The 21,230-nt window shown below is 72.5% G+C and carries 18 protein-coding genes and 4 tRNA genes; 11 read left to right on the top strand and 11 right to left on the bottom strand.

Annotated elements, in window-relative coordinates:
• Positions 1-188 precede the first annotated feature (188 nt).
• From F4556_RS17925 to F4556_RS17940, 4 genes are all read right to left on the bottom strand, one after another.
• A tRNA-Phe gene (locus F4556_RS17925) sits at positions 189-262 on the bottom strand.
• A 27-nt stretch (positions 263-289) separates the two neighbouring features.
• Positions 290-363: transfer RNA gene (locus F4556_RS17930), tRNA-Asp, on the bottom strand.
• 59 nt (positions 364-422) lie between these two features.
• Positions 423-495 (bottom strand) — tRNA-Glu (locus F4556_RS17935).
• 105 nt (positions 496-600) lie between these two features.
• On the bottom strand, positions 601-942 hold the full coding sequence (locus F4556_RS17940) for a metallopeptidase family protein (RefSeq protein ID WP_184924751.1): 342 nt from the start codon (positions 940-942) through the stop codon (positions 601-603).
• 80 nt (positions 943-1,022) lie between these two features.
• Here F4556_RS17940 and crcB point away from each other — a divergent pair, with 80 nt between their 5' ends.
• The 4 genes from crcB (at position 1,023) to F4556_RS17960 (ending at position 5,981) form a co-directional block, all read left to right on the top strand.
• Positions 1,023-1,439, top strand: coding sequence for a fluoride efflux transporter CrcB (crcB, locus tag F4556_RS17945; RefSeq protein WP_313068348.1), 417 nt, complete (start codon positions 1,023-1,025; stop codon positions 1,437-1,439).
• Positions 1,436-1,801 (top strand): fluoride efflux transporter FluC, encoded by a 366-nt coding sequence (locus F4556_RS17950; RefSeq protein WP_184916938.1) that lies wholly within the window; start codon positions 1,436-1,438, stop codon positions 1,799-1,801. Before crcB ends, F4556_RS17950 begins: the two co-directional genes overlap by 4 nt.
• 889 nt (positions 1,802-2,690) lie before the next feature.
• Positions 2,691-5,072 carry a DEAD/DEAH box helicase gene (locus tag F4556_RS17955; RefSeq protein WP_184916941.1) on the top strand — a complete coding sequence of 794 codons (2,382 nt, stop codon included), beginning with the start codon at positions 2,691-2,693 and terminating at the stop codon, positions 5,070-5,072.
• A gap of 102 nt (positions 5,073-5,174) precedes the next feature.
• Positions 5,175-5,981: a TIGR02452 family protein gene (locus F4556_RS17960; protein WP_184916944.1), complete on the top strand. Its 807-nt coding sequence runs from the start codon at positions 5,175-5,177 to the stop codon at positions 5,979-5,981.
• A gap of 19 nt (positions 5,982-6,000) precedes the next feature.
• On the opposite strand, the gene F4556_RS17965 is transcribed toward F4556_RS17960, so the two are convergent.
• The 3 genes from F4556_RS17965 to F4556_RS17975 all read right to left on the bottom strand — a co-directional run bounded on the left by F4556_RS17965 (position 6,001) and on the right by F4556_RS17975 (position 8,778).
• Positions 6,001-6,714 (bottom strand): tyrosine-protein phosphatase, encoded by a 714-nt coding sequence (locus F4556_RS17965; RefSeq protein ID WP_184916947.1) that lies wholly within the window; start codon positions 6,712-6,714, stop codon positions 6,001-6,003.
• Between the two features lie 66 nt (positions 6,715-6,780).
• Positions 6,781-7,530 (bottom strand): SDR family oxidoreductase, encoded by a 750-nt coding sequence (locus F4556_RS17970; protein ID WP_184916950.1) that lies wholly within the window; start codon positions 7,528-7,530, stop codon positions 6,781-6,783.
• Between the two features lie 54 nt (positions 7,531-7,584).
• Positions 7,585-8,778, bottom strand: a complete 1,194-nt coding sequence (locus tag F4556_RS17975) for a DNA glycosylase AlkZ-like family protein (protein ID WP_184916953.1) — start codon at positions 8,776-8,778, stop codon at positions 7,585-7,587.
• A gap of 143 nt (positions 8,779-8,921) precedes the next feature.
• Here F4556_RS17975 and F4556_RS17980 point away from each other — a divergent pair, with 143 nt between their 5' ends.
• From F4556_RS17980 to F4556_RS17990, 3 genes are all read left to right on the top strand, one after another.
• Positions 8,922-9,596 (top strand): nucleotidyltransferase domain-containing protein, encoded by a 675-nt coding sequence (locus tag F4556_RS17980; protein WP_184916956.1) that lies wholly within the window; start codon positions 8,922-8,924, stop codon positions 9,594-9,596.
• Positions 9,597-9,697: 101 nt separating this feature from the next.
• A tRNA-Lys gene (locus F4556_RS17985) sits at positions 9,698-9,770 on the top strand.
• Positions 9,771-9,984: 214 nt separating this feature from the next.
• Entirely contained in the window at positions 9,985-12,630 is a 2,646-nt protein-coding gene (locus F4556_RS17990) for an RICIN domain-containing protein (protein WP_184916959.1), read from the top strand.
• Positions 12,631-12,711: 81 nt separating this feature from the next.
• Here F4556_RS17990 and F4556_RS17995 read toward each other — a convergent pair whose 3' ends face one another.
• On the bottom strand, positions 12,712-13,641 hold the full coding sequence (locus tag F4556_RS17995) for a 1-phosphofructokinase family hexose kinase (RefSeq protein WP_313068349.1): 930 nt from the start codon (positions 13,639-13,641) through the stop codon (positions 12,712-12,714).
• 156 nt (positions 13,642-13,797) lie between these two features.
• On the opposite strand from F4556_RS17995, the gene F4556_RS18000 reads away from it, so the two are divergent.
• Together F4556_RS18000 and F4556_RS18005 are read left to right on the top strand one after the other, a co-directional pair.
• Entirely contained in the window at positions 13,798-14,226 is a 429-nt protein-coding gene (locus F4556_RS18000) for a YciI family protein (protein WP_184916963.1), read from the top strand.
• Between the two features lie 86 nt (positions 14,227-14,312).
• Positions 14,313-15,584, top strand: coding sequence for an RNA polymerase sigma factor (locus tag F4556_RS18005; RefSeq protein ID WP_184916966.1), 1,272 nt, complete (start codon positions 14,313-14,315; stop codon positions 15,582-15,584).
• A 12-nt stretch (positions 15,585-15,596) separates the two neighbouring features.
• Here F4556_RS18005 and F4556_RS18010 read toward each other — a convergent pair whose 3' ends face one another.
• Positions 15,597-16,247 carry a response regulator gene (locus F4556_RS18010; protein WP_313068350.1) on the bottom strand — a complete coding sequence of 217 codons (651 nt, stop codon included), beginning with the start codon at positions 16,245-16,247 and terminating at the stop codon, positions 15,597-15,599.
• Positions 16,244-17,446, bottom strand: coding sequence for a sensor histidine kinase (locus F4556_RS18015; protein ID WP_246511039.1), 1,203 nt, complete (start codon positions 17,444-17,446; stop codon positions 16,244-16,246). Before F4556_RS18015 ends, F4556_RS18010 begins: the two co-directional genes overlap by 4 nt.
• Before the next feature lie 117 nt (positions 17,447-17,563).
• On the opposite strand from F4556_RS18015, the gene F4556_RS18020 reads away from it, so the two are divergent.
• Together F4556_RS18020 and F4556_RS18025 are read left to right on the top strand one after the other, a co-directional pair.
• Positions 17,564-17,989, top strand: coding sequence for a PPOX class F420-dependent oxidoreductase (locus F4556_RS18020; protein ID WP_184916969.1), 426 nt, complete (start codon positions 17,564-17,566; stop codon positions 17,987-17,989).
• Between the two features lie 42 nt (positions 17,990-18,031).
• Positions 18,032-18,610 carry a flavodoxin family protein gene (locus F4556_RS18025; RefSeq protein WP_184916972.1) on the top strand — a complete coding sequence of 193 codons (579 nt, stop codon included), beginning with the start codon at positions 18,032-18,034 and terminating at the stop codon, positions 18,608-18,610.
• Between the two features lie 25 nt (positions 18,611-18,635).
• Here the strand turns inward: F4556_RS18025 and F4556_RS18030 are convergent, their stop codons facing one another.
• Positions 18,636-21,161 carry a right-handed parallel beta-helix repeat-containing protein gene (locus F4556_RS18030; protein ID WP_184916975.1) on the bottom strand — a complete coding sequence of 842 codons (2,526 nt, stop codon included), beginning with the start codon at positions 21,159-21,161 and terminating at the stop codon, positions 18,636-18,638.
• Positions 21,162-21,230 lie beyond the last annotated feature (69 nt).

Here is a 21,230-nt window from a genome sequence, read left to right on the forward strand (position 1 = left end):
GGCCGCTCCGGCGGCCGGGGGCAGCATGTCGCAGCCCCCGAGTGCTTCACTCGGGGGCTGCACTGTTTGGGGCTGCACTGCTTTCTGACGCCTTGTTCGGTTGCCCGGCCGGCCGATGACGTGGAGAAGTGGTGGAGAACGAGAAATCCCCCGGTGAGTGAACTCACCGGGGGATTTCTCAGCAGTTGTGGCCAGGGCCGGGGTCGAACCGGCGACCTCCCGCTTTTCAGGCGGGCGCTCGTACCAACTGAGCTACCTGGCCGTACTGCACCGCCCCTTACGGGACGAGCGATCCTGACGGGACTTGAACCCGCGACCTCCACCTTGACAGGGTGGCGAGCTAACCAACTGCTCCACAGGACCTCGTGCGGAGCGCATCCGCCTCGGTGTCTTTCGACGCCGACTTTACTACGGTACTGCCGTGCCCCCAACGGGATTCGAACCCGTGCTACCGCCTTGAAAGGGCGACGTCCTGGGCCACTAGACGATGAGGGCTTGCGGCCCGCCCGGCTGACTTGCAGCGGTCGGGGACGTGAGAAGCATATGGGATGCCGGGCGGGAACGCCAAAACGGTTTCGGCCACCCGGAGCGGGGGCGGGCTCAGGACCAGCCGAGTTCGTGCAACTCGTGGTCGTCGAAGCCGAAGTGGTGGGCCACCTCGTGGATGACCGTGGTGCGGACCTCCTGGACCATCTCGTCGTAGGTCTCGCAGAAGCGGGTGGTCGGGCCCATGTAGATGATGATCCGGTCGGGCAGCACGCCGGCGTACCACTCGCCGCGCTCGGTGAGCGGGGTGCCCTCGTACAGGCCGAGCAGCTCCGGGGAGGACGGGTCGGGCTCGTCCTCCACGAAGATGGCGACGTTGTCCATCATGGCCGCCAGTTGCGGCGGGATCTGGTCCAGGGCATCGGAGACCAGCGTTTCGAACTCGTCCCGGGTCATGTCCACCGACTCATTGTCAGGTGTGAGGTGACGCCGTGCCAGATCATCGGCGCCTCGATTGCCGGTGATTCACTGGACCGGTGCTGATCGATCGGGTGAGTCTGCGGAGCGAGGGGCCGGTGCTGGCCGCGGTCGCGCTGGGCGGGGTGATCGGCGCCTGCGCGCGGTACGGGGTCGGACTGCTCCGGCCGCTCGGGCCGCTGGCCTTCCCGTGGAGCACGCTGCTGGTGAACGTGGCCGGCTGCGCCGCGATGGGTGTGCTGATGGTGCTGGTCACCGAGGTGCTGACGCCCCATCGGCTGGTCCGGCCGTTCCTCGGCACCGGGGTGCTGGGCGGGTTCACCACCTTCTCGACGTACGCGGTCGACGTGCACCGGCTGGTGACGGGTGGTGAGCCGGCCCGGGGGCTGGCCTACCTCGGCGGCACGCTGGTCACCGCGCTGGCGGCGGTCTGGGCCGGGAGCGCGGTCACCCGGCGGCTGGCGGTGCGCCGGTGAACTGGCTGCTGGTGGCCGCCGGGGCCGCGGTCGGCGCCCCGCTGCGCTATCTGACGGACCTGCTGCTGCGGGCCAGGTACGGCGCCGGGTTCCCCTGGGGCACCCTGGCGGTCAACGTGGGCGGGTCGCTGCTGCTCGGGGTGGTGGCCGGGGTCTGCTCGGCGCGCGGGCAGCTGCTGCTCGGCACCGGCCTGTGCGGGGCGCTGACCACGTACTCGACCTTCTCGTACGACCTGCTGCGGCTGACCGAGGGCGGGGGCGGGGGCGGTGCGCGGGGGCGGGCGGCGGGGTATCTGCTGGCCACGCTGGTGGCGGGGATCGGTGCGGCCTGGGTGGGGGCCGGGCTGGCGGGGGTGCTCTGACCGGGCGGTGCCGACCGGGCTGGTGCTGACCGGGTGTCAGGCCGGTTGGCGGGGGTGCGGCTTGCGGAGATCGGGGGCGGGCCGTGTCCTGTCGGGGCCGGTGCGCGTTGGTCACCACAGGTGGCCGGGCGCGGCTGGTGAGCAGGGGAGGTGCCCAGGTGGCGGTGGTACGGATGCGGACGGGGCGGCAGGTCGCGGGAGTGCTGGTGCTGGCCCTGGCGGGGGCCGGGCTGACGGGCTGCATGTCGGTCGGCGGCGGCTCCGCCGACACCTTGCCGAGCAACGCTCCGGCCGGTCGGAGCGGCACGCCGGGCAAGGCCGGGAGCGGGGCGCACGTGCCGGGGCGGGGCAGCAGCGGGCAGCGGGTGGAGCACCTGGGGGGCGTGAACTCGTCCGCGCCCGCCGGAGTGACGGAGGCCACACCGGGCGCCATTGTGCCGGGGATCACCCCGGCGCCCGGAGCGCCCGTCCAGCCGGGTCGGAGCGAGGCGCCCAGCAGCGCCCCCAGCGGTACGGCCACTGGGCCCCGCCCGGGTTCCGGCGGCACGGAGCCCGGGCCGAGCGGCCACCCGCAGCCCTCGCCCAGCGATGCGTCGAGCCCCTCGCCGACCCCGTCCGCCCCGAGCTCTCCGGTACCCTCGGGAAGTGACCCCGGAACTGCGGCCCCGAGCCCCAGCTCCGCCGGGCAATAGCGGTCTGGCCAGCAGGTTTGCCTTAGATCCTGAGGCTGCCGTATGGTGGTAGATCGTTACTTTGATTCATTTGATTGGCGCCCTGAAATCCCCCTGGCGCCCTTGGCGCGTTCCGGCGATTCGGTGGCTGACCGCATAGAGGCGGTTTGTAAACAGAACCCCGGACTTTGGCGCGTGCCACTTCCGGAAGGTTTTGCATGTCCCTCGTTGACAACGACCGCTTCGCCATGCCCGCGAACGGTTCGGACGCCCTCGACACCCTGGTCGAGACCCCCGAGGTCGAGATCCTCGACGACTCCCTCCTCGACGACTCCGCCGAGCTGGTCGACTCTGCCGAGCTGGTCGAGGAGACCGAGGCCGAGCCCACCGAGCCCACCGTCACCTTCGGCGACCTCGGTCTGCACGACGACGTGGTGCGGGCCCTGAACAAGCGCGGCGTCACCACCCCGTTCCCGATCCAGGCCGCGACCATCCCGGACGCGCTGGCCGGCAAGGACGTCCTCGGCCGTGGCCGTACCGGCTCCGGCAAGACCCTGAGCTTCGGTCTGCCGATGCTGACCCGGATCGCCGGCGCCGAGGGCCGCACCAAGCCCAAGCACCCGCGCGGCCTGATCCTGGTCCCGACCCGCGAGCTGGCCATGCAGGTCGCCGACGCGCTGGAGCCGTTCGGCTCGGTGCTCGGCCTCAAGCTCAAGGTCGTCTGCGGTGGCACCTCGATGTCCAACCAGATCTACGCGCTGGAGCGCGGTGTCGACGTCCTGGTCGCCACCCCCGGCCGCCTGCGTGACCTGATCAACCGCAACACCGCCAAGCTCGACGAGGTCATGGTCACCGTCCTGGACGAGGCCGACCAGATGGCGGACATGGGCTTCCTGCCCGAGGTCACCGAGATCCTCGACAAGGTCCCGAGCGGCGGCCAGAGCCTGCTGTTCTCGGCCACCCTCGAGAACGAGATCGACAGCCTGGTCAAGCGCTACCTGAAGAACCCGGTCACCCACGAGGTCGACGCGGCCCAGGGCGCGGTCACCACCATGAGCCACCACATCCTCGTGGTGAAGCCCAAGGACAAGGCCCCGATCACCAACGCGATCGCCGCCCGCAAGGGCCGCACGATCATCTTCGTCCGTACCCAGATGGGTGCCGACCGGGTGGCCGAGCAGCTGATCGAGGCCGGTGTGAAGGCCGACGCGCTGCACGGCGGGATGACCCAGGGCGCCCGTACCCGGGTGCTCGGTGACTTCAAGGACGGCTACCTCAACGTGGTCGTCGCCACCGACGTCGCCGCCCGTGGCATCCACGTGGACGACATCGACCTGGTGCTGAACGTCGACCCGGCCGGTGACCACAAGGACTACCTGCACCGCTCCGGCCGGACCGCTCGCGCGGGCCGCTCCGGTGCCGTCGTCACCCTGGTGCTGCCGCACCAGCGCCGTGGCGTCTTCCGCCTGATGGAGGACGCGGGCGTGGACGCCTCGCGTCACATCCTCGACCACGCCTTCGACCCCGAGGTGGCCCGGATCACCGGCGCCCGCTCGCTGGTCGAGGTGCAGGCCGAGTCGGCCGCCGGGATCGCCGGTGCCGCCGAGCGTGAGGTCGCCGACATGGCGCGCCAGCTGGAGCGCGCGCAGCGTCGCGCCAACGAGCTGCGCGAGGAGGCCGACCGGCTGGCCGCCCGGGCCGCTCGCGAGCGGGCCGAGCTGGGCATCGAGGACGAGCCGGTCGTCGAGACCGCCGCTGTTGAGGCGTCGGAGGGTGGCGAGGCCGCCGAGACCGTGGCCGCGCCGGCCGAGGTCGAGGCCGACCGCGCCCCGGCCTACCGCGAGGCGCGCAACGAGCGTCCCTCGTACGGTGACCGCGAGCAGCGTGGTGGCGGCTTCAACCGCGACCGCGATGACCGTGGTGGCCGTTCGGGTGGCTTCAACCGCGATGACCGTGCCCCGCGTACCGGTGGTTTCAACCGGGACGACCGTCCGGCCCGTTCGTTCGGTGACCGTGACAACCGCTCCGGTGGTTTCAACCGCGATGACCGTGGTGGCCGTTCGGGTGGCTTCAACCGCGATGACCGTGCCCCGCGTACCGGTGGTTTCAACCGGGACGACCGTCCGGCCCGTTCGTTCGGTGACCGTGACAACCGCTCCGGTGGTTTCAACCGCGATGACCGTGGTGGCCGTTCGGGTGGCTTCAACCGTGACGACCGTGCCCCGCGCACCGGTGGTTTCAACCGCGACGACCGCCCCTCCGGTGGCCGTTCGTTCGGTGGTGACCGTGACAACCGCTCCGGTGGCTTCAACCGTGACGACCGTGCCCCGCGTACCGGTGGTTTCAACCGGGACGACCGTCCGGCCCGTTCGTTCGGCGACCGCCCGTCCTTCGGTGACCGCGACAACCGTGGTGGCGGCAGCCGTCCGTTCGCCCGTCGTGACGACCACCGCTCCGGTGGCCGCCCGCAGACCGGTGGCACCGGTGGTGGCTTCAACCGTGACGACCGCGGCGGCCGCCCGTCCTTCGGCGACCGCGACAACCGTGGCGGCGGCTCCTTCGGTGGCGGCGACCGCAACAAGCCGCGCTGGAAGAACTGACGCTCGGTAGCTCCTGAGACGGGCCCGCTCCACTTCGGTGGGGCGGGCCCGTTTCGTTTATTGGCGTGCCGTGGGGGCGCAGGGGTCGCTAGCGTCCTGGGCATGAGCAGCAGAATGCACGAAGTGGCCACCGTGAACGAGGCGATCGCCGAGCGGGGGAGCTACCCGGTCGGCGGTGTCGAGGTCGAGGTGGGCGGGCTGCTGGCCGCGGCCCGGGCCGGGACGGTGTCGTACGGTCCGTCGGATCGGCCTGCGGCCACCGGGGCGTTCGGTGGGGTGCCGGAGGTGACGGCCGAGGGCAGCATGCAGGCCGCCCGGCGGCTGACCGAGGAGGGCGGCTCGCACGTCGCGGTGCTCAACTTCGCCTCGGCCCGCAACCCCGGGGGCGGCTACCTGCGCGGGGCGAAGGCGCAGGAGGAGGACCTCTGCCGCAGTGCCCTGCTCTACCACTGCCTGCTGGCCGCGCCCGACTACTACGAGGCGCACCGCGCCTCCGGCGACCTCCACTACAGCCACCGGGTGATCTGGTCCCCGGCGGTGCCGGTGATCCGGGACGACCGGCGCGAGCTGCTCGCGCAGCCGTACACCGTCTCGTTCCTCACCTCGCCCGCGCCCAACGCCGGGCAGCTGACGCTCCGTTCGGAGGGCCGGCCGGTGGACGTCCGGGCGGTGCTGGCGGAGCGGGCCGGGCGGGTGCTCGGGGTCGCGGCGGCGCACGGGGTGCGGGAGTTGGTGCTCGGGGCCTGGGGCTGCGGGGTGTTCCGCAACGACCCCGCCGAGGTGGCGGAGGCGTTCGCGGAGGCGCTCGGCTCGTACGGGGGGAGCTTCGACCGGGTGGTGTTCGCGGTCTGGGACCGTACGCCGGTCTCGGCCAACCGGGCCGCCTTCGAGGCGCGGTTCGGGGCCTGACCGGCTGAGCCGCTGGCGGTTACGGGCGGAGGGCGTCCCGGAGGGTGTCGAGCTCGGTGTCGGTGACGCCGTGGGCGCGGAGGTAGGCGGGGATGGAGCCGTGCAGGGCGTCGATCCGGGCCAGGGCCGCGAGGAGGTTGTCGGAGCGGACCGGGTGGGCGAACTGTTGGCGGCCGTGTTCGTCGGTGTAGGGGAGCGGGCCCTGGTCGAGGCCGAGGCCGGCGTTGGAGCGCAGGTAGTCGGTCATGATCTCGGCCTCGGAGAGGCCGGCCAGTGAGTGGATCACCGCGATGGTGAGGCCGGTGCGGTCCTTGCCGACGGCGCAGTGGATCACGGCGGGGAAGGCGTCCGGCTCGGCCAGCCGGCGGACGGCGCCGGCCACGGCGGGCCCGCCGACCTCGGCCATGAAGGGGTAGGCCTCCGCCTGGGTGGCCGGCCAGGTCGGCTTCGAGCCGTCGTTGTCCGGGACCAGCGGGAGGTGGTGCTGCCGGTACGTCAGGCCGTGGCGCTCGTTCGGCCAGACGGCGAGCTCGGCCGCGGTGCGCAGGTCGATGACGGTCCGGACGCCGAGGGCCTTCAGCCGCTGGGCGCCGTCCGGGGTCATCCGGTTGAGGGAGCCGGAGCGGAACAGCAGGCCGGTGCGGAGGCCGCCCACCCCCGCGTCGCGGAAGTTCTGCACGTCGGGTACGGCGAGGAGGGTGGACGTGGCATCGAACTCACGGTCGGTCGTCATGGCCGTCACCGTAGCGTGCACGGCACGGGGGGAAGGGCGAATTCCGGCAACCGGGACGGCCGTTGGTCAGCGGCCGCCGGCCAGGTCGAGGAAGGCGCCGGTGACGTACGAGGCGCCGGGCGAGAGCAGGTACAGGATGCCCTCGGCGACCTCCTCCGGGCGGCCGCCCCGGCCCATCGGGAGCAGCGGTCCGACCCGGTCCACCCGGGCGGGTTCGCCGCCGAGGGCGTGGATGTCGGTGTGGATCAGGCCGGGGCGGACGGCGTTGACCCGGATGCCCTCGGCGGCGACCTCCAGGGCCAGTCCGGTGGTCATGCTGTCCAACGCGCCCTTGGAGGCGGCGTAGTCGACGTACTCGTTGGGCGAGCCGAGCCGGGAGGCGGCGGAGGAGACGTTCACGATCGCCCCGCCCCGGCCGCCGTACCGGGTGGACATCCGGCGGACGGCGGCGCCCGCGCAGAGGAACGGGCCGGTGATGTTGGCGGCCCAGATCCGGGCCAGCCGGTCCTCGTCCAGCTCGTCCAGGCGGCCCTGCTTCTCCAGCGTCCCGGCGTTGTTCACCAGAGCGGTGAGCGGGCCGAACTCCTCGTCCACGGTGCGGAACAGGCGCTCGACCTCGGTGCTGCGGCTGACGTCCGCCCGGACCGCGAGCGCGCTGCCGCCGGCCGCCTCGATCCGCTCCACCACGCCGGCCGCCGCGGCCTCGTCGGTGCGGTAGTTGACGCACACCCGGTAGCCGCGTTCGGCGGCCAGCAGTGCGGTGGCGGCGCCGATGCCGCGGCCGCCGCCGGTGATCAGGATCACTTCATCACTCATGGGCCGACCGTAACCGATGGGCCGGAGCGGGTGGTTGCGGGGCTGCCTACCTGGTCACCGGGAGGCGGCTGAGGCGGCCCGGATGGCGGCGATCTTCGGGGCGCGGCTCTTCGGTGAGTCGAGGCTGAAGCCGCGGGCGTCGCCGAGCTGGTCCCGGACGAAGCTCTCGGTCCTGGCCACCGCCTCGCGCAGCGCCTCGTCGGGCGGCACGAAGAGCTGGTGGACGATCTCGCCCTCCTCGGGGTCGTACTCCCAGATCCCGACGATCCGGCCCCGGTCCACCACCAGGTGGCTCTGCGGGTCGGCCTCGGTGCCGAAACTGCGGCCGTCCTTGGCGGCGGGGGAGGAGCGCTCGGCGTCGGCGGGGTCGAGCAGGCGGGGCAGGTCGCGGTGCAGCAGGTGCAGGCCGTCGATGCCGGCCAGCAGCGCGTACGACGGCGTGGTGGGAGTGCTGAACTCGTCGAATTCGAGCTGGAGTTGAGTGGGAATCAGCAGGTCGGTGCCGGGTAGTTCGGCCAGGTCGAGCGGGGCGGTGGCGGCCTTCGCGGTGGCGGCGGTGAAGCCGGTGAACCAGCGGAAGTGCTTGATCGAGGCCGGGGCGGCCCAGGAGAAGTACCGCTCGGCCAGCTCGGTGGCGGAACCGTGGACCGGCTGGTCCCAGCTGACGTAGCCGTAACGCTGTTGGTCCAGGCGGCCGTTGACGGGGACCCGGCGGATCAGCCCCCGGGCCTGCAGCAGGCCGAGGGCGATCGGCAGGGTGGTGGTCCGGCCGCGTTTGCGACCTGCGTCGCCGAGGCCGCGGACCGCGTCGCCGACCGCCGCGCGGATCGCCGGGGGCTCCAACGGGTCGGTGTCGGAGAGGACTTGGGAGATCGCCAGGCAGAGTTTCTCGATCTCGTCCCGGCTCACGCCGAGGTGCTTCCCGGCCATCGCCACGTCGCTCTCGGGCGCGGCGGCCCCGGCCGCCAGGCCGAGGGCGAAGTCGGCCGCCGGGAGCACGTACGTGCAGCCCCGGGCGGACGGCAGCTCGTGCACCTCCAGTGCGGCCACGGCGGCGTCCACCGCCACCCGGTCCAGCCCGGCCCGGGCGAACAGGCCCAGGTACGGGGCCGCGCCGCCGACCGACCGGGCCCAGCCGGTGGCCGTCAGCACCTCGGCCGCCGAGGCGCCCGGGTGGCCGCCGTCCAGCCACTGCCGGTGCGCCCACCAGCCGCGGAGCTTCGCCGTCGGGATCCCGCTGTTCGCCATGGGGCCAGTATCGGTGGGGCGCGGGCCGGGCGGGTGCAGCGCTCCTGATGTGTCGCCGCCCGGGACTGGATAACTGTTCGACTTCCGGGCGCCGGAGCCGGGAGACTGCGGTGACTGCCAGCGGCCGCCGAGGAGGCGCACCCATGCACGTCCTGCTCTCCGGCATCGTCGGTTCCACCGCGTACGGGCTCGCGCACGCGGGCTCCGACCTCGACCGGCTCGGCCTGTTCGCGGCGCCCACCGAGGAGTTCCACGGCCTGCACCGCCCGTCCGAGTCGCACGTCACCACCTCGCCCGACCGCACCCTGCACGAGGCGGCCAAGTGGTGCCGCCTCGCCCTCGGCGGCAACCCGACCGCGTCCGAACTGGTCTGGCTGCCCGAGGAGCTGTACGAGGTGCGTACGCCGCTCGGCGAGGAACTGATCGCGATCCGTACCAGCTTCCTCAGCGAGCGCGCGGTCAAGAACTCCTATCTCGGCTACGCCACCCAGCAGTTCAGGAAACTGACCACCCGGGACACCACCGACCCGGTCACCAGGGCCCGGGCCGCCAAACACGCCCGCCACCTGATCCGTCTGGTCCGCCAGGGCATCGCCCTGCACGAGACCGGCCACCTGGAGATCCGGCTCGCCGACCCGGACGGGGTCCGCGCCTTCGGCGAACGCATCGCCGACCACCCGGACCTCGCCGCGTCGCTGCTCGCCGACGCCGAAGACCGCTTCGGCCGTCCCGGTGTGCTGCCGGCCGCTCCGGACGAGGCGCCGGCCGAAGCCTGGCTGCGCCGGGTGCGGGCGGCGCACCTCGCCGGCAGCGCCTGACGGCGGGCGCGGCGCGCACGGCAATCTGGTGGCCAGACAGCAGGGGGCACCGGGTAGGATCACGGTGGCGGCGCCCAGGTATGACGGGGGCGCAGGCTGATGGGCCGCTAGCTCAATTGGCAGAGCTGCGGACTTTTAATCCGTAGGTTCAGGGTTCGAGCCCCTGGCGGCCCACCGTACTGAGACCCAGGTCAGGCACCAACTGACCTGGGTCTTTTCGTTTCTGGCAGCTCGTCGAGGGCGGACGCCGGCATGTGGTGAGCGAAAAAGCTCTCGGCTCGTGGCAACCCTTTGCGGGGTCGGTGACCACAAGGGGGTGGACCCGGGCAGTGCCGGTGCCCGGGTCCACCTTTCTCTCGAGACCAGTTCGCAAGGAGAACGTCCACCCATGAGCAACCCCTCGAACGGCGGGCGCCGCGGGCGTCACCGCCGTCGCTGGAGCGCCGCCGCTCTGCTGCTCGCCGTGCCGCTCGCCGCGGTGCCGTACTTCCTGTTCACCCAGGAGGACTCCCAGGCCGCGGCGGTGGAGGACGGTGCCTACTACCGGCTGGTCTCCGTACGCAGCGGCAAGGTGCTGGACGTCAACGGCTTCTCCACCGCCGACGGCACCCGGCTCCAGCAGTGGACCGACCAGAACACCGCGAACCAGCAGTGGCGGCTGAAGCCCACCGGGGACGGCTGGTACGAGCTGGTGAACCGCAACAGCGGCAAGGTGCTGGGCATAGCGGGCGGCTCGACCGCCCAGGCGGCGGTCGCCGAGCAGCAGACGGACAGTTCCTCGGCCTCCCAGCAGTGGCGGATCGAGGATGTGAGCGGCTCCGACGCCGTCACCTTCACCTCCCGCAGGAGCGGGCAGGTGCTGGACGTGTCCGGAAGCTCCCCGGACCAAGGCGCGCAGATCATCCAGTGGCCCGGCAAGGGCAGCAGCAACCAGCAGTGGAAGCTGGTGAAGACGGCCGAGGCCCCGCCGTCCGGGCCCGGTGGGGCGCAGGGCGGGAACGGCTCGTACGTGTGGCAGAACGCCCAGGTGGTGGGTGGTGGTTACGTCACCGGGCTGGTCTTCAACCAGAAGGAGAAGGGCCTGCTGTACGGGCGCACCGACATGGGCGGCGCCTACCGCTGGGACACCGGGGCCGAGCAGTGGATCCCGCTGACCGACTGGGTCGGCGAGAAGGACTGGAACCTGCAGGGCATCGATGCGGTGGCCACCGACCCGGTCGACCCCAACCGGCTCTACCTCGCGGCGGGCACCTACACCAACGAGTGGGCCGGCAACGGCGCGATCCTGCGCTCCGGCGACCGCGGCCGGACCTTCCAGCGCACCGATCTGCCGTTCAAGCTGGGCAGCAACGAGGACGGCCGCGGGGCGGGTGAGCGGTTGGTGATCGACCCGGCGGACCACGAGACCCTGCTGCTGGGCAGCCGCAAGAACGGCCTGTGGCGCAGCACCGACCACGGTGTGACGTGGAGTCAGGTCTCCTCGTTCCCGGTCAAGAACGGGGCGAGCAGCGGCGGGGGCATCACCTTCGTGACGTACGGCCCGGCCGGCAGCAGGACGATCTACGTCGGTGTCGCCGACAAGTCCACCAACCTCTACCGCTCCACCGACGGCGGCGGCACCTGGCAGGCCGTATCCGGCCAGCCCACCGGCCAACTGCCGCAGCACGGCGTGCCGGCCGGTGACGGCTCGCTGTACCTGACGTACACCAACGCCCTCGGGCCCAACGGCGTGACGGCGGGTTCGGTGTGGAAGTACACGCCGTCCGGCGGGGCGTGGAAGAACATCTCCCCGTCCCAGGGCAGTTACGGGTTCGCCGGTCTGGCCGTCGACCCGCAGAAGCCGTCCACGGTGATGGTCACCACCCTCGACCGCTGGTGGCCCGAGGACGAGATCTACCGCTCCACCGACGGCGGCACGACCTGGAAGGCGCAGGCCGCGAAGTCGGTGCGGGACGCCTCCGCCGCCCCGTACCTCGGTACCGGCATCGGGCACTGGATGACCGCCCTGTCCATCGATCCCTTCGACTCCGGGCACGTGCTGTACGGCACCGGGAACGGCATCTGGGCCAGCAAGGACGCCAACGCCACCGACGGCGGCGGCACCAGCCACTGGACCGTCGGAGCCCGCGGTCTCGAGGAGACCGCGCTGGCGGACGCGATCGCTCCGCCCGGCGGCGCCACCCTGCTCACCTCCATGGGCGACCAGGGCGGTTTCCGGTACGACTCGCTGAACAAGGTGCCCGCCGGGCGGCTGAACAGCCCGACGATCTACCACAGTTCCGACATCGACTTCGCGCAGTCCAACCCCTCGACGATGGTCCGGGTCGGGCGTGGCGGCGAGCAGGACGGCGCCTACTCCACCGACGGCGGCCTCAACTGGAACGGCTTCAAGGCGGAGCCGGTGGGCAGCGCGGACAGCGGCCACATCGCGATCGCGGCGGACGGTTCCAGCATCGTCTGGGCCGAGGTGGGCCAGGCCCCGTACCGCTCGACCGACAAGGGGGCGAGCTGGTCGAAGGTCAGCGGCCTGGGCACCGACGCCGTGGTCGTCGCCGACCGGTCCGCGGCCAACACCTTCTACTCCCTGGCCGGCGGCACGCTCCACGCCAGCACCGACGGCGGCGCGACCTTCTCCGCCCGGGCCGGCAACCTGCCCTCCGGCCGGCTCACCGCCGTCCCCGGCATCGCCGGTGACCTGTGGATCGCCGACGGCGGCAAGGGGCTGTTGCACTCCACCGACGGCGGCCGCACCTTCACCACGCTCACCACGGTGAAGTCCGCCACCGGCCTCGGCTACGGCAAGGCCGCACCGGGCGCCTCCTACCAGGCCCTGTACCTGATCGGCACCGTCAAGGACGTCGCCGGAGTCTTCCGCTCCACCGACAAGGGCGCCACCTGGGTCCGCATCAACGACGACGCCCACCAGTGGGGTAACTTCGCCGGCCAGGGCATCGTCACCGGCGACCCCGACACCTACGGCCGCGTCTACATCGGCACCAACGGACGCGGTCTCCAGTACGGCGACCCTTCCTGATCCGACGTCACCCGAGCGGGGCCGCAGGCATCACGCCTGCGGCCCCGCGTGTTGTGGGTCAGGCGACAACAGGCCGATAGCTCAGGTGAGTTGAGAGATCTCGACCAGGTCGGGCAGGCGGGCGTACGTCTCGGCGTCGAAGTGGCCGGCCTGGGGGGTGAGGACGGTGGCGGCGGAGAGGGCGACGGCCTGCCTGAGGCGGTCCGGCCAGGGGGTGCCGTGCAGCAGGCCGATCGCGAGGGCGGCCACCGCCGCGTCGCCTGCGCCGGTGGGGTTGCCGGGGACGCGGGTGGGTGGGGTGGCGTGCCAGGTGCCGGTGGGGGTGGTGGCGATCAGGCCGTTCGGGCCGAGGGAGGCGGCGACCGAGGTGGCGCCGAGGGCGCGGAGGCGGCGGGCGCCCTCGTGGGGGTCCTCGGTGCCGGTGGTTGCGGCGAGTTCGTGTTGGTTGGGCTTGACCAGGGTGGGGTGGGCGGCCAGGCCGTGCAGGAGGGCGGGGCCTTCGGCGTCGAGCAGGACCGGGATCTGCCGGTCGCGGGCCAGTTCGCCGAGGGTGCGGTAGGCGTCCGGCGGCAGTCCGGCGGGGAGGCTGCCGGAGAGGACCACCACGCCGGTGTCGGCGAGCAGTGAGCGGTAGAGGGCCAGGAAGGACTGCCACTCCGCCGGGGTGACGGTGGGGCCGGGTTCGAGGTAGCTGGTGGCGTCGCCGGCCCGCTGCTCGACGACGGCCACGGTGCGGCGGCTCTCGCCCGCGATGCCGAGGAGCCGGGCGGTCAGGCCGGAGGCGGTGAGTTCGGCGGTCGCGGCCTGTCCGGTGGGGCCGCCCGCCAGGCCGGTGACCAGCGTGTCGTGGCCGAGGGCGGCCAGCGTGCGGGAGACGTTGACGCCCTTGCCGCCTGCCTGGGCGCTGACCTCGCGGACCCGGTTGCTGCCGAAGCGCTGCACCTCGTCCAGGTGGTAGGTGACGTCCAGGGCCAGGTTGAGGGTGACGGTCAGGATCGTCTGGCTGGGCACGCGGCGGCTCCTGCTGCTCGAATGTGCTTGATTTATAGCGTTCGCGAGCAGGAATGCGCAATCCGAGATTCTTCGGTGGCCGGGTCGAGAACGCCCGCCCACGATCGACGTGGAGGTAGGAACACCGGAACACCGATACGGAGAGGGCGTGGCGACATGCGGTTCATGGTGCTGGTGAAGGGCAACGAGGAGTCCGAGTCGGGTGCGCTGCCCAGCGCGGAGCAGATCGCGGACATGGGCCGGTACAACGAGGAGCTGGCCAAGGCCGGTGTGCTGCTCGCCCTGGACGGGCTCCAGTCGAGCGCCAAGGGCGTGCGGGTCCGGTTCGACGGCGACCGCCGGACGGTCATCGACGGGCCGTTTGCGGAGACCAAGGAGCTGCTGGCCGGCTTCTGGATCCTCCAGGTGAAGTCGAAGGAGGAGGCCGTCGAGTGGGTCTCCAGGGCCCCGTTCGAGGAGGGCGAGCTGGAGGTGCGGCAGATCTTCGAGCTGGAGGACTTCCCGGTGGACGTGCTGTCGCCGGAGGAGGCCGAGCGGGAGGCGGTGCTGCGCCGCGGTCTGGCCGGTACGGACACCCAGGGCTGACCGCGCGTCCAGAGGCCAGCGCGACAGCAGGGCTGACCGCGCGTCCGCCGGGCCGCCGTCGGTGGGATCTGGTCTGATGGACCGTCGTGACGGCCCATCAGACTTCCGAGGATCCTGCCGCGGCGGCCCGCCGTACGGTCGAGGCGGTCTGGCGGATCGAGTCCGCCAAGGTGATCGCGGTGCTGGCCCGGCTGGTCCGCGACGTCGGGCTGGCCGAGGAGCTGGCGCAGGACGCGCTGGTCGCCGCGCTGGAGCAGTGGCCGGTGGAAGGGGTGCCGCGGAACCCGGCCGCCTGGCTGACCACCACCGCGAAGCGCCGGGCGGTCGACCTGATCCGCCGGCAGCGGGTGCTGGACCGCAAGCTGGCCGAGCTCGGGCAGCGGCTGGAGACGGCGGCGCCCGAGCCCGACCCGGCGGAGATCGAGGACGACCTGCTCCGGCTGGTCTTCACCACCTGCCACCCCGCGCTCCCGCTGGAGGCCCGGGTCGCCCTCACCCTGCGGCTGCTCGGCGGCCTGACCACTCGGGAGATCGCCCGGGCCTACCTGGTCGCCGAGACGACGGTGGCGCAGCGGATCGTCCGGGCCAAGCGCACCCTGGCGGAGGCCGCGGTCCCGTTCGAGGTGCCCGGTGGGCGGGAGTTGGCGGAGCGGCTGGCGGCCGTGCTCGAGGTGATCTACCTGATCTTCAACGAGGGCTACTCGGCGACCGCCGGTGACGACTGGATGCGGCCCGCGCTCTGCGAGGAGGCGCTGCGGCTCGGCCGGGTGCTGGCCGGGCTGGCCCCCGCCGAGCCCGAAGTGCACGGGCTGGTGGCCCTGTTGGAGCTCCAGGCGTCCCGGATCAGGGCCAGGACCGGGCCGGACGGCGAGCCGGTGCTGCTGCTGGAGCAGGACCGCGGCCGCTGGGACCACCTGCTGATCGGCCGGGGGCTGGTGGCGCTCGAACGGGCCGAGAAGCTGGCGGCGGGCAAGCCGGGGCCGTACGCCGTGCAGGCCGCGATCGCCGCCTGCCATGCCCGGGCCGGTACGGCGGAGCAGACCGACTGGGTCCGGATCGCCCTGCTGTACGGGCAGTTGGCCGCGCTGACCGCCTCGCCGGTGGTGGAGCTGAACCGGGCGGTCGCCCTCGGCATGGCCTACGGTCCGGCGGTGGGGCTGGAGTTGGCGGATCAGCTGGCCGGCGAACCGGCCCTGCGGGCGTACCACCTGCTGCCGGTGGTCCGGGGCGATCTGCTGGCCCGGCTCGGGCGGTCGGCCGAGGCGGCGGCGGAGTTCGAGCGGGCGGCCGGGCTGACCGGCAACGCGAAGGAGCGCGAGGTGCTGCTCGGGCGGGCGGCGGAGGAGCGGGGGCGCTGAGCTGCGGGTGGGTCAGCGCAGCAGGCGGCGTTCCTTGGCGGCGGCGACCGCGCCCGAGCGGGTGTCCACGCCGAGCTTGTCGTAGATCCGGCCGAGGTGGGTCTTCACGGTGGCCTCGCTGATGAAGAGGGCCCGGGCGATCTCGCGGTTGCCGAGGCCCTGGGCCAGCTGGGCGAGGATCTCCTGTTCGCGGTCGGTGAGTTGGGGCGCCGGGGTGCGGAGCTGGGCCATCACCCGGGAGGCAACGGGCGGGGAGAGGGTGGTGCGGCCCTCGGCGGCCGCGTGGATGGCGGCGAAGAGCTCTTCCGGACGTTCGGCCTTGAGCAGGTAGCCGGTCGCCCCGGCGGCGATCGCCCGGTTGATGTCGGCGTCGGTGTCGTAGGTGGTGAGCACCAGTACGTAGGGTGCGCCGGGCCGTCCGGCGATCCGGCTGGTGGCCTCCACCCCGTCGATGCCGTCGCCGAGTTGAAGGTCCATCAGGACCACCTGGGGGTGCAGCTTGTCGGCCAGGGCGACCGCTTCCTCGCCGCTGCCGGCGGCGCCGACCACCTCGATGTCGTCGGCGCTGCCGAGCAGTGCCAGCAGTCCGGCCCGGACCACGGCGTGGTCGTCACAGACCAGCAGGCGGACGGGAGTTGTGCCGCTCACGATGTCTCCAGTCACGGTGCCTCCAGAGGGATCGCCGCGGTGACCACGGTGCCTTCGCCGGGGGTGCTCTCGACGCTCAGCGTGCCGCCGAGCTGCCGGACCCGGGCCCGCATCGCGGGCAGCCCGTGGCCCCGGCCCTCGGACTCGGGCTCGGACTCGGCCGGGCTGCCGAACCCCTGCCCGTCGTCGCCGATGTCCAGCACCACCTGGTCGCCCAGGTAGGACAGGGTGAGTGCGGCGGTCCTGGCCCCCGCGTGCTCGCGGACGTTGGCCAGCGCGCCCTGGGCGATCCGCAGCAGTGCGCTCTGGACGGCGTCCGGCAGCGGCACCGGCGTGCCGTCCAGGTGGCACCGGACGGTCAGTCCGCTCTCGGCGGTCTCCCGTTCGGCCAGGATGCGGAGCGCCTGGTCGAGACCGGTCCCGTCGGCCAGGTCGGCCGGGGCGAGGTCGCGGACGAAGCGGCGGGCCTCGGCCAGGTTGCGGGCGGCGATCGAGGCCGCGGTGTGTACGTGGGACCGGGCGGTGGCCGGGTCGCTGTCCCAGGTGCGGTCGGCCGCCTGGAGTAGCATCTGCTGGCTGGAGAGGCCCTGGGCCAGCGTGTCGTGGATCTCGATGGCCAGCCGCTGACGCTCCGCCAGGGTGCCCTCGCGCCGTTCGGTGGCGGCCAGTTCGGTCCGGGTGGAGACCAGGTCCTCGATCAGCGCGCGCTGCCGTTCGGCCTGCCGTTCCATCTGCAGGAAGACCACGGTGGCCAGCCCGGCCACGGCGGGCGGGGCGATCAGGCCGACCGGGTCGAGGCCGGTGAGCTTCTCCTCGGAGTACACCACCAGCGCGGTCATCGCGATCACCAGTGGGATCGCGGCCCGGGCCGGCAGGGTGCGCAGCGCGGTGTAGATCAGCGGCACCGCGCACCACGCGAAGCTCGGCGCGAGCAGGACCAGGACCGCCCAGAGCCAGGCCACCACGGCCAGCCGGACCACCCGGACCGGGCGCGAGCCGGTCCGCAGCCAGGGCAGCTCCGGCAGTTGGGCCAGCGCCAGCGCCAGGCTCAGCCCGATCACCCAGCCGGCCCGGTCGCTGTCGCCGTGCCGGAGCAGGTAGCGCAGCAGCGAGGCGCCGAGCAGCAGCAGGAACGCGCCGTACATCACCACGGTGAGCCGGTCGGTGCCCGGATCCCTCGTGCTGCTGCCCGACACTGCGGCTCCTCCGCTCATGGGTGCTGTCCGTTTCGTACCCATCCTCACCCGAGCACGGCTCCCCGGCATCAACCGATCGGCTGACCCGGCGCGCCGCGCCCCGGCGGCTCGGCCGGGCTCGGCCACGATGGGGGCATGCCTCAGATGACCGAGCCCCAGTGGCGCGCCTTCCTCTCGGCCGGGACCCGTACCGGCAAGCTCGCCACCACCCGGGCGGACGGCAGCCCGCACGTGGCGCCGGTCTGGTTCCTGCTGGACGGGGACGACCTGGTGCTGAACACCGGCGCCGACACGGTGAAGGGCCGCAACCTGGCCCGGGACGGCCGGGCGATGCTGTGCGTGGACGACGACCGGCCGCCGTTCGACTTCGTGCTGGTCCGGGGCAAGGCCACGCTCAGCGAGGACCTGGCCGAGGTCAGGCACTGGGCCGCCCGGATCGCGGCCCGCTACATGGGCGAGGACCGGGCCGAGGAGTACGGGGCCCGCAACGGGGTGCCCGGCGAGCTGCTGGTCCGGATCCGGATCCAGAAGGTCACCGCGGTCGGTGCGGTGGCCGACTGACCGTCCCGTCCGGAGCCGTGGGCCCGTCGGTACGATCACCGGATGATCTCCAACGACCCGGCTCCGACGGACCGTCAGTTCCTCTTCGTGCTCGGCTCCGCCCGCTCGGACGGCAACACCGAGCAGCTCGCCCGGCTGGCGGCCGAGGGCCTGCCCGCCTCGGTCGGACAGCGCTGGCTGCGCCTCACCGACTTCCCGCTGGACCCGTTCGACGACATCAGGCACACCGGTGACGGGACCTACCCCGAGCTCACCGGCAACGGCCGGGAGCTGTTCGAGGCCACCGTCGGCGCCACCGATCTGGTGATCGTCTCGCCGCTCTACTGGTACACCGTCTCCACCAGCGTCAAGCTCTACCTCGACCACTGGTCCGGCTGGTTCCGCGCCCCGGGGACCGACTTCCGCGCCCGGATGAAGGGCCGCACCCTCTGGGGTGTCACCTCGCACTCCGGCAACAACTCCGACGCCGACCCGCTGATCGGCACCCTCCGGCTCACCGGCGACTACATGGGCATGCACTGGGGCGGCGTGCTGCTCGGCACCGGCGGCCGTCCCGGTGACGTGCACCGGGACGAGCTCGCGCTGGCCGAGGCGAAGAACTTCTTCGCCGACGTCATCTGACGAAGCGTCAATTGGCGGGCAGGGATCAGCGGTAGAAGAAGCCGTTCAGGTCGGCGATCACGTCCGTCCGTCCGCCCGAGCCGTTCAGGAACGACACCGAACCGTCGGAGCTGAGCGGCGTGGTGGCCGCGGCGGCCACGGTCTGCCCGGCGGTGAAGTTGAGGTTCGAGGTGCCAGGCACGGTCGCCCCGGTCGGGTAGACGGTCAGGTAGCCGGCCGAACTCGGGCCGGTGACCGTGGTGTTGAGCACCGGGGCGAGCAGACGGGTCGGGTCGATGTCGAGGTCCCAGCCCACGCTCCAGCGTGCCGACACCGAGACCGAGCTGCTGGGGGAGACCGGGAGGGCGTTGTTGGTCGCGGGGTTGAGCACCCGGGTGTCGAGGATCCGGCGCGGCGTCATCGGACGGAACGCCAGCCCGCCGTCGGCCTGGTAGTAGCCCTGCAGGTCGGCGATCAGGCTGACCGGCGCGCCCGAGCCGTTGTACAGCGTCACGCTGCCGTCCGAACCGACCGGCACCACCGCGCTGTTGGGCACGGTGGTGCCGGCCCGGAAGTTCAGGTTGGAGACGGTCGGCCGGTCGCTGCCGGTCGGGTAGGCGGTGACGTAGCCCGGCGTGCTGGTGTCGGTCGCGGTCAGGTTGAGGGTGACCGCACTGGCCGTGGCCGGGACCGGCCCGGTGCCCGCGACCTTGACGGTCACCGAGCTGTTGGCCGGCACGTACGCGGCCCGGTCGATCCGGGTGTCCAGCACCCGGGTCGGGGCCAGCGGAAGGTAGCCGTCGCCGGCGTACCGCGCGTAGTAACCCTGGACATCGACCACCAGGTCGGTGGCGGTGCCGGAGCCGTTGTACAGCTCGATCTTGGCGCAGCAGACGGTGGCCTGGTTGGCGACGGTGACGCCCGGGGTGAAGTTGAGCACCGAGGTGTTCGGCCGCCCTGCACCGGCCCCGTACACGCTCACGAACCCGGCGGAGGCCGGGTCGGCCGCCGTGATGTTCAGGACCACGCCCTCGGGCTGCGAGGTCGGCAGCAGCTTCTCCAGGTCGAGCACCCGGGAGCCGTTCGCGGGCACCTTCACGGCCGGGCCGCCGATTCCGTTCCGGGTGTCCAGCGCCCGGAACGGCGTGACCGGGTGGTACTGCGCGCCGACGGTGTTCACCGGGACCCGGTTGGTGGTCGTCGCCCCGTCGGAGGCCTTGGTGGTCAGGGTCACCCAGTACTGGCCGGCCCGCTGGTACTCGTGCTCCTGCTGGAAGGTGGTGGTGCCCTGCAGGGGCGTCGTGGAGCTGGTGCCGTCACCCCAGTCGAGGCTGAGCGTGCCGGGCAGGTTCCAGGTCTGCCAGACGGTGGAGTTCAAGCTGACGCCTCGGGCGCCCTGCATGCGTACGGCGTTGTCCAGCAGGTTCTGGTCGATGCCGGTGCAGTTCGGCCGCTCCACCGCGCCCCGGTCCAGGTGGCCGGTGCCGGTGTCGGCCACCAGCGGGTCGTCCACCCGGGCGCTGCCGTAGAAGTCGGTGGGCAGCACACCGGGTGCGGAGGCGTCCGCCGAGTCGATCACCGGCGAGTGCTCGACCGGGACCGTGCGGGTCTGGCACAGGTACTGCTTCTCGCTCGCGGCCGTGCCGGTCAGGTCGTGGCCGCCCTGGCCGGTGGCGGTGCGGAAGGCGTCCAGGGCCGGGTACGCGGTGCCCGCCCAGCGGTACGGCACGGTGCTGCCGGTGAGTTCGAAGAGGTTGGAGCCGGTCCGGGTGCCGGTGGCCGAGGGGGCGACCGTCACGGCGGCGGCGGACGCGCAGGCCGGATCGGCGGCGCCCGCCTTGACCACGTTGTTGAAGACCGCACTGCCGGTGGCCGGGCCGTCGAGGCGGACGGCCGTGGCGCAGTTGAGGGTCAGGGTGTTCCCGGTGATCGCGGTACCGGACGTGCCGTTGACCGCGAAGACGGTGCCGACCGCTGCTGCGGCGTCCTGGGACACCACGTTGCCGGCCAGCACGACGTCGGCGGAGGTCCCCTCGACCAGGACGGCGGGGTCGGTCCCGGTCGGCCTCCCGGTGAAGGTGCTGCGGGTGACCGCGACCCGGCTGGAGTCGGTCACCCGGATCTGATGGGGCGCCAGCGTGAAGGACCCGTGGTCGACGGTGATGTCCCGGGAGCCGGAGACCGAGAGGCTCTGGGCGACGCTGATCCCGGTGAGCCGGACGTGTTCGACGTCGACCAGGGTGAAGCCGTCGATCCGGGGCGGGGTCATAAGGTTGGGCACGCCGACGAAGACGATCGGCGCCCCGGCCCGGCCGGAGCGGGGCAGCCGCACCGTCTCCGGGTAGATCGCCCTGGCGATCTCGACGGTCTGCCCCGGCTGCGCCGCGTCCGCGGCGGCCTGCACGCTGCAGTACGGCGCAGCGGCCGTGCCGGTGCCCTGATCGGTGCAGGCGGTGTTCCACCTGCTCACGTGCAGCACCGGGTCGGTGTCGGCGGCGTGGGCGAGGCCGGGCAGCAGCCCGGCTCCCAGCGCGAGCACGGCCGCGCCGGACAGAATTCGTGCTATTCGCACGTGAAACCCCCAAAAGGACCGGGTCATCCCGGAGTTGATCACGCATACTTTCGCGCAGCAGGGGGTATC

The organism is Kitasatospora gansuensis (assembly GCF_014203705.1).
Lineage (GTDB): Bacteria > Actinomycetota > Actinomycetes > Streptomycetales > Streptomycetaceae > Kitasatospora > Kitasatospora gansuensis.

Coding starts and splice junctions, on each gene's coding strand:
- F4556_RS18025 (WP_184916972.1), top strand. CDS start 18,032: ATGATCTCCAACGACCCGGCTCCGACGGACCGTCAGTTCCTCTTCGTG.
- F4556_RS17965 (WP_184916947.1), bottom strand. CDS start 6,714: ATGACGACCGACCGTGAGTTCGATGCCACGTCCACCCTCCTCGCCGTA.
- F4556_RS17990 (WP_184916959.1), top strand. CDS start 9,985: ATGAGCAACCCCTCGAACGGCGGGCGCCGCGGGCGTCACCGCCGTCGC.
- F4556_RS17970 (WP_184916950.1), bottom strand. CDS start 7,530: ATGAGTGATGAAGTGATCCTGATCACCGGCGGCGGCCGCGGCATCGGC.
- F4556_RS18020 (WP_184916969.1), top strand. CDS start 17,564: ATGCCTCAGATGACCGAGCCCCAGTGGCGCGCCTTCCTCTCGGCCGGG.
- F4556_RS18000 (WP_184916963.1), top strand. CDS start 13,798: ATGCGGTTCATGGTGCTGGTGAAGGGCAACGAGGAGTCCGAGTCGGGT.
- F4556_RS18015 (WP_246511039.1), bottom strand. CDS start 17,446: ATGAGCGGAGGAGCCGCAGTGTCGGGCAGCAGCACGAGGGATCCGGGC.
- F4556_RS17980 (WP_184916956.1), top strand. CDS start 8,922: ATGCACGTCCTGCTCTCCGGCATCGTCGGTTCCACCGCGTACGGGCTC.
- F4556_RS17960 (WP_184916944.1), top strand. CDS start 5,175: ATGAGCAGCAGAATGCACGAAGTGGCCACCGTGAACGAGGCGATCGCC.
- F4556_RS17940 (WP_184924751.1), bottom strand. CDS start 942: ATGACCCGGGACGAGTTCGAAACGCTGGTCTCCGATGCCCTGGACCAG.
- F4556_RS17975 (WP_184916953.1), bottom strand. CDS start 8,778: ATGGCGAACAGCGGGATCCCGACGGCGAAGCTCCGCGGCTGGTGGGCG.
- F4556_RS17955 (WP_184916941.1), top strand. CDS start 2,691: ATGTCCCTCGTTGACAACGACCGCTTCGCCATGCCCGCGAACGGTTCG.